Source organism: Algoriphagus boseongensis (assembly GCF_004362805.1).
GTDB lineage: Bacteria > Bacteroidota > Bacteroidia > Cytophagales > Cyclobacteriaceae > Algoriphagus > Algoriphagus boseongensis.
The window spans coordinates 187,982-202,061 of sequence record NZ_SNYF01000007.1; the positions used below are offsets into that span (position 1 = coordinate 187,982).

12 protein-coding genes and 1 riboswitch are annotated in these 14,080 nt (G+C 43.1%); of the genes, 3 read left to right on the forward strand and 9 right to left on the reverse strand.

Features of this window, described 5'->3' with window-relative positions; all coding sequences use genetic code 11:
• Positions 1-44: 44 nt before the first annotated feature.
• Together DFQ04_RS12315 and DFQ04_RS12320 are read right to left on the reverse strand one after the other, a co-directional pair.
• Positions 45-542 (reverse strand): heme-binding domain-containing protein, encoded by a 498-nt coding sequence (locus DFQ04_RS12315; protein WP_133556278.1) that lies wholly within the window; start codon positions 540-542, stop codon positions 45-47.
• The gene (locus tag DFQ04_RS12320; RefSeq protein WP_133556280.1) at positions 542-937 is read right to left on the reverse strand and encodes a heme-binding domain-containing protein; all 396 of its coding nucleotides are present in this window, start codon (positions 935-937) and stop codon (positions 542-544) included. Before DFQ04_RS12320 ends, DFQ04_RS12315 begins: the two co-directional genes overlap by 1 nt.
• Positions 938-1,227: 290 nt before the next feature.
• On the opposite strand from DFQ04_RS12320, the gene DFQ04_RS12325 reads away from it, so the two are divergent.
• On the forward strand, positions 1,228-1,947 hold the full coding sequence (locus DFQ04_RS12325) for a class I SAM-dependent methyltransferase (protein ID WP_133556282.1): 720 nt from the start codon (positions 1,228-1,230) through the stop codon (positions 1,945-1,947).
• Positions 1,948-1,956: 9 nt separating this feature from the next.
• On the opposite strand, the gene DFQ04_RS12330 is transcribed toward DFQ04_RS12325, so the two are convergent.
• The 6 genes from DFQ04_RS12330 to DFQ04_RS12355 all read right to left on the reverse strand — a co-directional run bounded on the left by DFQ04_RS12330 (position 1,957) and on the right by DFQ04_RS12355 (position 10,247).
• Positions 1,957-3,285, reverse strand: coding sequence for an ADP-ribosylglycohydrolase family protein (locus tag DFQ04_RS12330; protein ID WP_133556284.1), 1,329 nt, complete (start codon positions 3,283-3,285; stop codon positions 1,957-1,959).
• A gap of 27 nt (positions 3,286-3,312) precedes the next feature.
• Complete coding sequence (locus DFQ04_RS12335; RefSeq protein ID WP_133556286.1) at positions 3,313-6,315, reverse strand: PVC-type heme-binding CxxCH protein; 3,003 nt, start codon at positions 6,313-6,315, stop codon at positions 3,313-3,315.
• A 62-nt stretch (positions 6,316-6,377) separates the two neighbouring features.
• Positions 6,378-7,037, reverse strand: a complete 660-nt coding sequence (locus DFQ04_RS12340) for a CDC27 family protein (RefSeq protein WP_133556288.1) — start codon at positions 7,035-7,037, stop codon at positions 6,378-6,380.
• A 44-nt stretch (positions 7,038-7,081) separates the two neighbouring features.
• Positions 7,082-8,062 carry an ABC transporter ATP-binding protein gene (locus DFQ04_RS12345; protein WP_133556290.1) on the reverse strand — a complete coding sequence of 327 codons (981 nt, stop codon included), beginning with the start codon at positions 8,060-8,062 and terminating at the stop codon, positions 7,082-7,084.
• Between the two features lie 2 nt (positions 8,063-8,064).
• Entirely contained in the window at positions 8,065-9,084 is a 1,020-nt protein-coding gene (locus DFQ04_RS12350; protein ID WP_133556292.1) for an iron ABC transporter permease, read from the reverse strand.
• Positions 9,081-10,247: an ABC transporter substrate-binding protein gene (locus DFQ04_RS12355; RefSeq protein ID WP_243739677.1), complete on the reverse strand. Its 1,167-nt coding sequence runs from the start codon at positions 10,245-10,247 to the stop codon at positions 9,081-9,083. The genes DFQ04_RS12350 and DFQ04_RS12355 overlap by 4 nt, the downstream gene beginning before the upstream one ends.
• A 98-nt stretch (positions 10,248-10,345) precedes the next feature.
• Positions 10,346-10,574: riboswitch (cobalamin riboswitch) on the forward strand.
• Between the two features lie 122 nt (positions 10,575-10,696).
• Between DFQ04_RS12355 and DFQ04_RS12360 the strand changes: the two genes are divergently transcribed.
• The gene (locus tag DFQ04_RS12360; protein ID WP_133556294.1) at positions 10,697-12,541 is read left to right on the forward strand and encodes a TonB-dependent receptor plug domain-containing protein; all 1,845 of its coding nucleotides are present in this window, start codon (positions 10,697-10,699) and stop codon (positions 12,539-12,541) included.
• Entirely contained in the window at positions 12,538-13,590 is a 1,053-nt protein-coding gene (locus DFQ04_RS12365) for a YncE family protein (RefSeq protein ID WP_133556296.1), read from the forward strand. The genes DFQ04_RS12360 and DFQ04_RS12365 overlap by 4 nt, the downstream gene beginning before the upstream one ends.
• Before the next feature lie 45 nt (positions 13,591-13,635).
• Here the strand turns inward: DFQ04_RS12365 and DFQ04_RS12370 are convergent, their stop codons facing one another.
• The gene (locus DFQ04_RS12370) at positions 13,636-14,049 is read right to left on the reverse strand and encodes a nucleotidyltransferase substrate binding protein (RefSeq protein WP_133556298.1); all 414 of its coding nucleotides are present in this window, start codon (positions 14,047-14,049) and stop codon (positions 13,636-13,638) included.
• Between the last annotated feature and the right edge of the window lie 31 nt (positions 14,050-14,080).

A 14,080-nucleotide genomic window follows, 5' to 3' on the forward strand; every position in this document is an offset into this window, starting at 1 on the left:
ATTACCAATGCTTTTTTAATTTTTGAATCCAAAGACAGGAGGGATCACTCCACACTGTCCTCTTCCTCTAATTCTTCTTCTTCTTCCTCTACAACCAAGTCCATTGTAGTTTCTGCCCACTCAACTAGCTGCTTGATTTGAGCTTCATTAAGCTTGGCGGAGCTATGGATTGCAGTATAAATTCCCATAGGCATTTCCCCTTCACTGACCTCAATACTGATGTCATCCAGCTTTTCAAGCTTTTCCATCATATCGTAATCAGTCCAGGTAGAAAAATTAAGTTCCTCTCTTGCTTCCCTTACATCCTTGGCGACTAGCCAAGAAAAAGGAGCAACATGGGAATACCAAGGGTAGTTTGTAGTGTTGCTATGGCAGTCGTAGCAGGATTGTTTAAGCATTCTTCCGACTTCATCAGAAACAATTCCGGTTCCGATCAGGTCTCCGGGATTTTCTGTTTCCACTACGGGTAATTCATTGGGGACAAATTGAAGGGCGACTAGGATTACTCCCAAGCCGCCCAATAAGTACTGCCAAGTCTTCATTATTCACTTTTTTTCTTCTTACCGGTACTCCAAGCCATAAGAGTTGCGGTTTCCTCTGCAGTTAATTTTTTATCAGGGTTGGATTCCAAAAATCTAGCAGGAGGCATTGCACCTTCTTCAAGTTCTTCGGTGATTTTACCCATGGTAGCTAAAGCCTTTGACTTTTTGGCTGCTTCCAAAGCATCCCAGTCTAATTTTGCCTTGCCTTTTTCATTTTTGGATTCTGCATTATGGCATCCGTAGCACTTCTGCTGAACAATCGCTTTGACATCAGCCGGAAGGGCAGGAGCCTCAGGATTCAAAATAGGATGATCGTTGGATTCCGATTTTGGAATTGCCTGAAAGAAAAGAACAGCCACGATTGCTGCTACTGGGAGTAAAGAAAGTTTTTTCATAGGTAGATAGTGTTGAAGGATGTGAAAGAAATTTCTGTAGTAAATTTTAATAGTGCAATTTTATTTTACAAAAATGATCAATGAAGATAATCAATCATTATGGATTGCTTACGTTGCCAAATAGTATTGCGTTGTGTGAAATAGATGAAACTTCTCTTTTATGGGGCTGAATCTTGCTATTCCATCGACCAATTTTTTTGTGTAATGAACCTTCTTTTTTGGATTCCAAGCTAAAATTTAAACCCTATCAAACCCTTTTCTCGTGAAAGGGTTGATAAAAGAAAAACTGCATGAGAAGAATTTTAATAGGATTGGTTTGTATTCTGAGTTTTAATTTTTGTTCCTATTCTCAGCAAAAACAAAATGAGGAATCTCCCTACACCTACAAAAAGGCCAGTCCCGATGGAATTGGGAAAGTATATTTGGGTAGGGAAATTTCGTTTGTCATGGGTTTTGAAGGTGCCGTTTGGCTGGAACGTCAGACAAGAGAAGTGGAGGAAAGTGTTTCTCTGGCCATCAAAAATCTACCCATTTCAAGTGCAAGTGTCGTAGCAGATATCGGCGCTGGCTCGGGTTATTATACTTTCAAAATTGCTCCCAGAGTTCCAAAAGGCAAGGTTTACGCTGTGGAAATTCAGAAAACTGCAGTGGATTACCTGACTAAAAGAAGGACCGAGTTGGGATTTCCCCAAGTGAGTCCAATTTTAGGAGATGAAAAATCACCAAGACTTCCTCAGAATTCAGTTGACTTAGCCATTATGGTCGATGTATACCATGAATTGGAATATCCAGTGGAGATGCTTGCTGAAATCCGAAAAGCTCTGAAGCCTCAGGGTAAATTGCTTCTGATTGAATACCGAGGGGAGGATGAGTGGATTCCCATCAAGCCACTGCATAAGATGACAGTCCGTCAAGCGTCCAAAGAACTGGAAGCTAATGGTTTCAAATTGGTTGAGAATGGAAAATTCCTTCCCATCCAGCACTATCTGATTTTTCAGAAAACAGATTGAGTCGGATTGTTATTTGGCAGGGATAATTTGGAGTGCGCTTTTTTCTACGCTCCATACTCCATTTTCCAGTTTCCCGCCCATTCTTTCCTGCATTACTCTGTCTAGGATTTGCAAGCCTTTGTCGGCCATATTTTCAAAGGTGTCAATCCCGTCATTTGGGAATCCTTTTCTAGTCCGGTGAATCCAGAATTTGTTCGAGAATTTTCTTCCAAAAGCCTTTTCTACTCCCTCTTTTCCATACATAAAACCGAGCATTCCTCCCCAGGTGGCCGTTGGATTGTCTGAATCCCATCCGCAAAGCGCACCAATTTTTATAGTCTCTTTCAGGTCACCCTCCCCATAAAGCAAGGAAATAATACTTGCTCCGAAATTAATTCCTGCAGCGGCGCATCCGTGACAATATTCTTCCCTCGTGGCTAAATCGTAGCCGTCTTCTTGAAGGATTTGATATTTTTCGTGTAAAGCGTCACGGGTGGCTTCCCAAGGTAATCCAGCTTCATAATTCCCTTTTACGAAATCAAACATTTTAGCCGAATAGGAATCCTCGGGAAGTCTTTTTCTTGCCTCCATGGCCATCCATTTGGTCTTTTCCTTCAAACTCGGATGCGCTGTTTCCAAGCCAGCCAAAGAATACATGATCACATAGAATTCCGAGATCCAAGCGGCATTTTCCTGAGCCGTGGTTCTGATCGGTAAATGCGCCATTTCCAAGGCAATATCAGGCCTTCCCGGAGCGAATAAGCCAAAAATCTCAGTAGTCAATTGGGCATCGATCATTTCGAATTGAGAATTCAGGGTCGGATCAGAAGTCTGTGGAGGCAAGATTCCCTTTCTCATTAGATCAAAGGCTTGCTGATTGGAAACCCAGAGGTAATTTTCTTCTTCCTCTAGGATATGATCTAGCCAACCTTGGCGGATTTGTTCCGGGCTGAGCTGAGTGGTTTGATGCTTTAGAAGCAATTCCTGGTAAATGTATTCGATGTCTGTATCGTCATCTGCTCCCCAAATACTGTCCTCCTTTGCGAAGATGAAATCAATGATGGGAGAGTAATTATTAGATCCCCAAATATTGGGTTGGTCGGGCTTTCCCCAGTCCTCCCGAGTATAAAACCCTTCACCCTTACCTTCTTTGGTCGGAATGCCGATTTTATCCATTTCAGTGATCAGACCAGTCCAATTGGCGATGCATTGTCCCAGCCAAAAACCATAGAGTTTTTCACCATAGGCATCTCTTGAATACTGGAGGGTTTCGACTTGGAAGGTCGTTTCTGGATTTTTACACCCTGCAATAGAAATCAGGAGAAAAAGGCTTAAAAGAATTAGCTTGTGTTTTTGCATGGCTGGGTTGGATTTGATTTTTTTATTCTATTTCAAAGTCCCCAAATACTCCACCAAATCCACCAATTCCTGTTCAGTAAGAGGAAATGCAGGCATTAATGATTCTCCCAATTGAGTGACAGATTCAATATCTGCCAATTTGTAAATGGTCTGCTCACCACTTCCGACCAGTTTGACGATTAAGTCATTTTCGGTTTTCGAGTTGACAATGCAGCGGATTTCTTTTCCGTCTTTGAATTTTACCAACTGGGTTTCATAGCCGAATCCCATTCCCTCGGATGGGTAAATGATGGCATTGATCAAGGCTTCCCGGCTTAGCTTCGCACCGATTTGAGAAAGAGCAGGACCAAAGTCAACTCCTTCCTTATCGATTTTGTGGCAGGCAAGACAGTAGGTTGCCGCGATAGTTTTTCCGACCGCAGCATCGCCTTTGGAAGACATCATTTTAACCAAATCATAGCCTTGGGCAATGCTATCTCCATATTTTTCAGCAGCCAACTGGCGGATATTTGAATTCCAGGAGCCCATTAAAATCTTTTGAGCTATAGGAAGAAGATCGGCTGGGATTTCATCTTTTTTGGCAAATTCCCAAAGAACGGCTTCAGATTGGTAGCCTTTCGCTTCCTCCATGGCAGCAGTTCGTATCGCATTTGAAGCATTGGGATTTCCCCAGAATTTATTCAGGAGAGTTGCCATTTCTGGACTGTCCACAGCTCCAAATTTCCGAATCGCCAAAATGGCCTTGGCCTCATCGGTATCCTTCATCGCCTTTTCGATATCCGTTATTCCATACAACTGGGTAAAAATCCCCGCAGAAGTATTCGCCAGACTTCTATTGTCATTTTGGTAAATGAGACTAAGCAGTCGTTCTTTTTGATCCTTGAGTTGGTATTTTCTGACAATCTCCAGGAAATCTCTGTCATCTGGAATAGAACCCGCTTTGGACTTGGCAAGAGATAAGAGCTGGCCGTCAGGCTTTTTCGAATCAAATGCCGCTTGGCGTAAAATGATTACCTGATCTTCGTTTTGCCCTTTTGCAAGCAGGTTTTTCAAAGTTTGATTTTTTAAATCGGGATTTTGAAAGTCCAAAGCCCGATAGTAGCGATAGTCAGCAGGACTAGCTTCTTCTAAAATCAATTCTTCCAGCAAAGCTGGAGTAGAAGATGATCTGGACCTCCAGACAATATCTTTTGCCTCAGCCTTGGATTTCCAATCTGGCCCTGCTTTTTCAAGGTACACAGGAAGGTAAGTTTCCCATTGGTATTCCCCAGCTATCCCAAGTGCTTCCAAGTACCAGCGATCTCCAGACCTATAGCCTTCAGCCAGTTTTTGCCAAATTTCCGGCGCGTCTTGATAGCGAATTGCCTCCGCTACTTCCCTTTTTACTTGATCTGATGGGTCCCCGGCCATTTTCAAAAGAAAGGCAGGATCATTCATTTTTTTGATTCGATAGGCTTTTATGGCAGCGACACGGATATTCTCATCTTGATCCTCAGCAGCTTTTTTGATGAATTCATTCCCATTTGGAAGTTGGATCAAAAGCCAAAATGCCCTCGCCTTCATCCTTGAGTTTTCAAGGGCATAGAATTTTTCTAAAATCCCTCTGGCTTCTTCTCCTTTTTCCTTTAGCGCCATAAAGGCCTTGAAATGGATGGCTCTGTTTGGATTTTGAAGCAATTCAATCAAAGACTCATCGGTGGAATAGTCCGGAGCACTTACCCGATACTTAGATCTTTTAGGAGCTAGGCGATAAATTCTCCCTTTTTCCAAATCTCCAACTGCATGTCCACCCACTCCCGGATCATACCAGTCGGAAATAAAAATCGATCCATCCGGAGCCACTGTCACATCGGAGGGCCTAAACCAATTGTCCCGGGCATTGCCATCGAGGATTTTGACCACTTCCCCAGTAAAACCAGCACCAGACGGCTTGACTGGATACATGCGGATTACGTTTGGTCCGGCATCGGCATGAATGACCTGATTTTGGTATTCTTCAGGAAGTAATTTGCCTTCATAGACCAAAATTCCTGTAGGAGAACCCGCATAATTCTGAATCAAATTGGGAACTACACCCGGATCGTTGAGATGCCAGTGCTGCTGCCAAACCGAATCCTCCATATTGACTCGACGTGTTCTCCAGTCGGCTTTGGTGATTTCATCTTTGAAGCCATAGTTGCCATAATCCATCACAAAGTTGATTCGGGTGGAGCGGTTGCCATCGTCATCGTTGTCACTTTGCCACATCCGTCCATAGCTATCAACCGAGACCTCGTAATTATTTCTGAAGTTCCAAGCTAAAACCTCCGGATTGCTTCCATCGGGATCACATCGGAAAACCATTCCTTCCTGATAAGGGGCTGTTTCTGAAGTAACTGGTCGGCCTAAAGGATCCAAAATCGGGCTACCATCGGCATAGTGAAGCCCTTTTCCTTCATTTCCATAGTTAAAATAGAGCTTCCCATCGGGGCCAAAAGTAAAGGCATGCATACCATGGTCATGTTGAACTCCGCCAACTCCAGTGAAGAGTACTTCTTTTTTGTCGGGGATATCATCTCCATTTTCATCGGTAAATACAAAGACATTGGGGCTGACAGATACAAAAACCTTATTTCCGAAAACAGCTATTCCCAATGCTGCATTAATATCAGTTCCCTGATAAAAAACGGTGGACTTATCTGCTTTTGAGTCCCCATCTGTATCCTCCAAAATCAGAATTCGATCTCCCTCAGCCTTGGTTGGGTTTTTGGGATTGAGCTGAATCCTGTAATTGTAAGCCTCGGTGACCCAAACCCTGCCCCGATCATCAATGTCCATATTGGTTGGATTCGTGAGCATGGGTTCAGAAGCAAAAAGCTCCAATTCCAGCCGATCATCCAAAACCTCAATTCCATCCAAAGCAAACTCAGGAGATCGCTTTTGCTCCTCAGTCAGAGCGTCGTATTGTTCTTGAGTGAGTTTTGGTTTTTCTTTTTCGCAGGAAATAAGGAAAAAACTGGCCAAGACTAGGCCTGCAATAGAGGATTTCATAAGTGTTCAGGTTTATCGGGCTTGATTGTCTTGAAAATAAACCTTTACACTCTGAATACCAATTATTTCATTTTCTCGAGTATGACCTGCGCATTTTGCTGATTTAAATCGTAAATATTGGAAGCCTTTAAGAGATGAGTTTTGGCTTCTTCCAACTTGTTCATCTTGAGGTAGGATAGGGCAGTATACCAAGGTACAAACTGGGCACTTTCTGAGTCTGGAGAAATCATACTCATAATCGGAATGGCTTTTTCGGGACGGCCATTCGCCAATTGACTCAATCCCAGGAATAATTCTGCTTGGTCGGATTCTCCCTGAGTGAGTACTAATTCAAAAATTTCAATTGCCTTGGGGTAGTTTTTGGCTTGGTAAGCCTCCAGTCCTTCTTTAAGCTTTGAATTTCCTGTTTTTGAAAGAAAGGAATCCACTGGAATGGGTTGGTAATATTTCGAATAGAGCTTTTCACCCGGAGGTGCACTCAGGCTTAAAAAAAGAAAAATTCCAGAAGCGACGATGGCTGTAGCAATGACGATCGAGATTATCCAGGATTTCGGAGAAAAGGGCTCTTTTAGGGTAGTTTTGGGTTCCAGAGAAGCTTTAAATGCTTCTAATTCGGCTTGGTAACTCGGATTTTCACGCAATAGGCTTTCTAGCAATTCCCGATCTTTGGGATCAAGTTTTCCCTCAAGGTAAGATTTGAAAAGTACGTTTTGGTCCAGCATCAATCAATCCCATTTAAAAGTAAAATCCAATTTAGAAAAGGGAATCAAGAATCCAAGGATTGAATAAAGGAGTCAAGGGAAGAAAAATTCCCTTTTTCGGTCTGTATTGTAAATGGTTCGGATAAAACTGAAACCTCATGCTCCAGCCTTGAAATTCCAGCTTTGAGCAAGGCTTTTTCTACCCAAAACACCTGTTCTTTTGGTCCTTTGATCTTAAGCTGATTTTCTAAAAGCTGGGCCTCTACCTTGCCTCTGCTTAAATTGAAGGCATATTTTTCGCCGGGTAAAAGCTGATTGATCGATCCATTCAAGATCAAGGATTCCGGCCTGTCCGCTATCAGAGGCGTTCCGCAATTGAGCAACCAAAATCTATCTGCCGTCTCCAAGGCTATATCCAAATCGTGCGTGACGACTAAGACCGCATGATCCTGATTTTTTGCGATTTCCCGAAGTAGGGTCATGATTTCGAATCTATTGACCAAGTCCAAATGGGCTGTGGGTTCATCCAGAATAAGAATATCTCCATCCTGAGCCAATGCCCGGGCAATCATCGCTTTTTGTCGCTGTCCATCGCTGATTTCGCTGAGCCTTTCTTCTTTGAGATAGGTGATTTTGGTGTCAGAAAGGGCCTTTTCAACGATTTCATGATCTTCCAAGCTTAGCTTTCCTGACCAACCAGTATAGGGTGTTCTTCCCAAAGCCACCAATTGTCCCACAGTCATATTTCCCGGGAAAACCGGATCCGTAAGGACGACGGCTATCTTTTTTGCCAAGGTTTTCAGATCAAAAGATGAAATGGGCTGATTCTCCAAAGAGAGTGTTCCTTTCCATGGGGTGATTTGTCCGAGAATTGCCTTGATTAATGTGGATTTGCCCACTCCGTTTGGTCCGAGAAGACAGGTGAGTTCTCCTGAAATGAGCTGAAAATTCAAGTCTGAAAGGATTTCCTTTCGTTGCTTTTGATGAACATAGCCAAGGCTTAGTCCCTTTCCTTCTAAGGCGATATGTGCTTTTCTAGTACTCAAGCTTAAAAATCTCGACTTAGGTTTCGTTTCAAAATCAGGGAAATAACTATTGGAGCCCCGACTAAGGAGGTAACCGCATTGATAGGTAAGGTGCTTGCGTATCCAGGTAGCTGCCCTACGGCATCACATAGCAATAAAAGGATGGCGCCTACTAATACCGATCCGGGAAATAAAACCCGATGATCTGATGTCTTCCAAATCATTCTTGCCAAATGGGGGACTGCAATTCCAATGAAGGCAATGGGACCACAAAAAGCAGTGACGCTTCCGGCTAGAATTCCGGTACTTAAAATCATGATCCAGCGCATTTTTCCGGTATGAATCCCCATGCTTTGGGCATAATTTTCCCCCAAAAGCAATGCATTGTAGGATTTTATTGAGGTGAAAACTGGGATGATTCCGACCAAAAGAAGGATGGAAAGAATTCCGACCTGAGACCATCCCAAGGCCCCCAAACTTCCCATAGACCAAACGGTGTAAAGTTTCAGGGCTTCAGCACCTGAAAAGAAAGAAAGTACTGAAATCACCGCAGAAACGGCACTTCCAAACATCAATCCCACAATCAATAAAGTCATGCTGTCCTTGACTTTCCAAGCCACCAAACTAACCATAGAAAGCACCATGCCAGCACCCAAAATCCCCGCCAAAGCTATGGACCATGAATGGATGCTACTCAATGAAAATCCCAAAACCGTCCCCGCCAAAATCAAAATCGCCACTCCCAATCCTGCCCCTGAACTTATTCCCAATACAAAAGGTCCTGCAAGGGGATTTCTGAAAAAGGTTTGCATCTGCAAGCCACTTAAGCTCAAGGCTGAACCTGCAAGAATCGCAACCAGAGCTTTTGGAAAGCGGTAATTTAATATGATTTGCTCCCAGGATGCCTTGCCCCAATTACCTGTAACTAGCCCTTCGATAACTTCTCCAAAAGGAATCCATACCGATCCCAGGCTGAGATTGAGCAGAAAGCTCAAGCCCAGAAGTAGTAGTCCTAGGGGAAATAAATAGGGACGGAGGTTCATGGTAACTTTTGGTAGAAATATAACTCATACTCCGGCAAAAGTTCCGGATGGAGAATTTTGATCAGGTCTTTGAGGATCAAATCAGGTCTCATGTAACCTAACTCAAAGTATTCCAAGCCCCCAGTTTCCCCTTTTTTATTGGTATAGGTATAGATATTTCCCTTTTTCCATGCCTGAAAATTCTGATATCTGGATTCGGATTTTCCCATTTCCTCCAAACTGCTAAAGTCCGCAGAGCCTATCCAAAATTCAGCCTCCAGCCCTTTATCCAGGACAAATTCATAATTGAGTTGGAGACTTCCTGTTCCCGATTGGTCTGAAAAAACATAATTCCCTCCGGCATTATCCAGGATTCTAGCTCCCCAACTTTCAGCTCCTGGAGCATACCAAATATCCTGATACATGACTCCGCTAAGGACCTGTGGTTTTTGGGAAGGAGAAAGATCGGCTGCCAGCTGAATAGCTTGAAGATATTCCGATTCGATTTTTTCAAATTGTTGGACAGCCTCCTCGTATTTTCCTAAAATGACCCCGGTAAATTTGATCCATTCAGCTCGTCCCAAAGGATGCTGCTCCACATATTCCCCATTGATCAAAGCGGGAATTCCAGCTTGTTCAAAAAGTTCCAGATACCTTAGATCTTCGCCAAGGGTAGAAATCATCATCCAATTGGGCTGGAGATCAATCACCAATTCAGGGTTTGCGGATGGACCACTTCCTAGATCTTTTACTTTTCCTTGGTTGATCAATTTCCGGGTTGAAGCTGAGGAAATAAGATCGAGTTGGGGAAAACCTGCCAAAAGCTCCGTTTCTCCCAAAAGATCCAAGTGAGGAATTTGTGTGGTGGAAGTGAGTACAACTTTGGAAACAGGAAGTTGGACCACTGCATCAAATCCTTCTTTGGGCAAGCTGACTCCTTCTTCCAAAACTAAATACCGAAAGGTTCTATCAGCCTGAGTGTATCCCTGAGTCACCAGAATTTCCCAAAACCCCTCTCCCTTTTTTAATTCAAACCCTTGGGCATAAGTCAAGGGAATTGGTGTGGATTCGAGGGTTTGGGTAACTTTTTTTTCACAGGAAAAAAGAAAAAAAACTAATCCAAAACCGAGAATGGATTTGAAGTGAAAAGTCTTGAAAAACCTGATTTTCCAGATGGACATCATGAAGTGTGACTGCCGAATTTTTCCACCAAGGTAGATTAGATCAAGCCTGCTTTCCAAAATATTTGCTTGAATGGCGTTTTTCAAAGCATAAAATCCCCTTTCTTTGCTGGGATGAAGGTTCCCAAACCCTTCCGGATTTTCGGAATGGACCTTTGGGATTAAAAGGGAATCCGGTGTAATACCGGAGCTGTCCCCGCAACTGTAAGTCTGCCCTAGCTTTTAGGGAAACCGCTTTTGCTCCACTTGCCATTGAGCCGATAGTGATCGGCTTGAGAAGGCTGCAAAAGTCAGATGAGCCAGGAGACCTGCCTTGATCATTAGATTCTGTGCTTTCGGAGGAAAAGCGAAGAAGACTTGTCGATTTCCCGGGGTGGATTCCGGGTATGTTTTCATTTCTTCCCATTTCTCTCAAGCCCGAATCGAATTGGTTTTAAACTTTTCGATTAGGCATGATGCTTTTGGTATGGGTGTTTTTTGGATTGGGGATTTCTCCAGTTCAGGACACGGTTTCTTTAGCTCCTGTGGAGGTTTATGCTCCAGCAGTGGATCGATTTGCCCAAGGGCAAAAGGTAATTTCTTTTGAAAAAAGGGAATTGCAAGCTTATGCCTCCAGGTCAATAGGGGATTTACTTCAGGAAAAAAGTCCGGTTTTTGTACGTCAATACGGAGCCGGAATGCTTGCTTCCCTTTCTTTTCGTGGAACTTCAGCAGGTCATACGGCTGTATTTTGGAATGGGCTTCCGATTTCCAGCCCTTCTTTGGGGCAAAGCGATTTAAGTGTTTTGCCAGTGGCTGCAGTGGATCAGGTCCAGTTGCAATTCGGAAGTGCAGGGGCACTTTATGGAAATGAAGCAATCGGAGGTAGCCTTCATCTGAGTTCGCAAACAGATTTTAAAAAGGGTTTTAAAGGGGGTTTTTCTCAGGCTTTTGGCAGCTTTGGCCTCTCTAATTCGATTTTCTCGGGTGGATTTTCATCCCAAAAAATCAGTCTTCGATCTCGTCTTTATCGGCAATTTTCAAGAAATGATTTTCTCTACCAGGACCTTTCCCTTCCCGGAACTCCTGAAAATAGGCAAGATCATGCACAAGTTGAGCAAAGAGGATTTGTGCAGGATTTTGCATGGAACCTGAATTTCTCTAGCCAGATTAAGGCTTCTGTTTGGTACCATGAAGCTGATCGAGAAATTCAACCTGTCATGGGTTCAAAAACTCAAGACCAGCAAAAAGATGCCAGTATACGCGCAGTGGTAGATTATTTCCGATTTGGGAAGAAGTCGGTTCTGAATTTAAAAACGGGATGGGTTCGGGATCAATTGATTTTCAATACTTCGAAAAATGAAACCAGCCAATTTTTATTAGCCAGCGATTGGGATATTCAAGCCACAAAGGATTGGACTTTTAAGTTGGGTGCGAGAGCCAGTTTCATCGAAGGGGATCTAAGCACCTATTCTGCCACAGACCGAAGAATCGAAGGATATCAGTCTGCAAAATGGACTCCCAATTCAGCTGTAGCTTGGTCATTTAACCTTCGTCAGGTTTTCTTTTCGGAAAAAATAATTCCCTTTTTACCCTCCTTTGGTTTGGATTGGCAATTTTTGGAAAAAGGGAATCAGCAGTTTTTACTTAAAGCATCTGGGGGAAAGGGATTTAAAATTCCTACGCTAAATGATCGATTTTGGGAGCCGGGAGGAAATCCAGATTTGCTTCCTGAAGAAAGTATCTCAGCCGAGCTAGGGATTCATTGGACGAGAAAAGGGGATATTAACTTGGAAAGCCAGGTGACCTATTACCTCATGCAGGTGGATAATTGGATCATTTGGATGCCAAAGGGTTCTATTTGGTCTCCAGAAAATATCCGGGAAGTGAGAAATCAAGGTATAGAATGGGAAGGCAAAGCCAGTTGGAAAACTGGAGCATGGGGCTGGAAAACAGGCCTGAGTTATACATTCTCTGAGGCCTTGGACCAAACAACCGATAGTCAGAATCCAAGACAATTACCCTATACTCCCAAGCATCAAGCCAATGGAACTTTGGAAGTAAGCAAAAGTAAAGTCGCCTTAGAGCTCAATTCTTCTTTTGTGGGTTCTAGAACTATTGGAACAGGAGAATCCCGAAGTATGAACCCGTTTCAAGTTTGGAATGCAAGACTTTCCTATTCGAATCTTAGCTGGGGAAAAGTCAATTTCCCGCTCAGTTTTCAGATTCTTAACCTTTTCAACCAAGACTATCAAGTGCTCTACCTGAGGGCAATGCCAGGAAGATCTTATCAAATCAATTTCACCATACAAATATGACCAACTATTTCAAAAAGCAAATTTGGGCCCTTGCCGTACTTTTAATCGCCTTCTCCTGCCAGGATAATGGAGGAGAAAAGCCCCAAGGCAGATATGATTCGGGAGTTTATATCATGAATGAGGGCAATCTCGGAACCAATGACGGGGAAGTCTATCATTACAATCCGGGACTGAGAGCACTAACGGGAGGAATTTTTGAATTCGAAAATAAAAGACCCTTTGCTGGCCTACTCGAAGATATGGTTCTGGAGGAGGGAAGACTTTATTTGGTAGCAAATACTGGTAAAATTGAGATCGTAGAACCCGGTAATTTCAGATCCTTGGGTGCAGTCACAGGCGATTTGGATCAGCCTCGATCTTTGGCTACTGCTCGGGGAAAGCTCTTTATTTCAGATTATGGACCTTATGATCCCAGTTTTGCGACACCAGATTCTTATATCGCCATTGTTGATGGCTTAGACGGAGGCACCGTCAAAAAGAAAATCCCGGTTTCCAATAAACCTGAGGACCTTTTTGTTTCTGGTAAAAATGTATTTGTCGCAGGTTCGGAGGAAGGAAAAATTGAAATCATCGATGCAGAAACTGAAGCCCTCGTCAAAACACTGGAGGTAAGTGGAAGCCCGGTTCAATTTTTTGAGCAAAGGGGAGACTTGTGGGTATATTCTTACGATGACTCAAAGGTTTATTTCCAATCCTTCCACTTGGACAACTTGACCAAAAAAGAGTTCAGGGAGCTTCCTATAGCCCAAGCTACCAGTAGAATTGCTTTGGGAGAGGATGACAGGATTTATATTTTGACTAGCTCAGGTTGGCCCGATTATAAAGATGGAATTGCGGTTGTTTCCATTTACGACACCACCCTGATCCCAAGTTGGAAGACAGGTTCAGGATTTTATGGAATTGGTTATGATCAAGAAAGAAGGGAAATCTATGTAGCCAATGCCAAAGGATTTCAGGGAAATGGGGAGGTGATTATTTATCAAAAAGACGGCAAAGAGATCGGTAAATTGGGAGTTGGTCGAGGCCCTTCAGGATTTTTATTTAGGTAATCATAAGAAAAAAATGAAGCCCCGGGTTTAAACCTTGGGCTTCATTTATTCCACCAACTTTTTCTCCATGGTGTCCTCGAATTTTTCAAAAGCTTCTATGTATTTGTGCTGGATGTTGTCCAGAAATTTGGTTTGGGTATCCAGTTCGTAAACAGGATTGTACTGAATTCTGTCGATTACCATATCTAGCCAGGTTTTGCCATCGTCGATAAGTTCGGCATGAAAAGCTTCCACGGTAGTATCTCTTGAACCAGAAAACGGCCCTTTCCCCATTTTGTGAAAGTATTTGCTGATCAGCTTCAAAGCCAATTCATGGGTGATTTCAAAATTGATAATCAGTTCCCTACTTGCTTCGGGGGTTTTCAGTTTTTTGGCCCGGTTGGAATAAATTTTCAAATCTTCCAAAGCGAGGGAAAATTCTTTCAGGCATTGTTCACAGGATTGAGGCAGGGTTTTCATGTCAATTCATTTTATGGAATTTAGGGAAAAA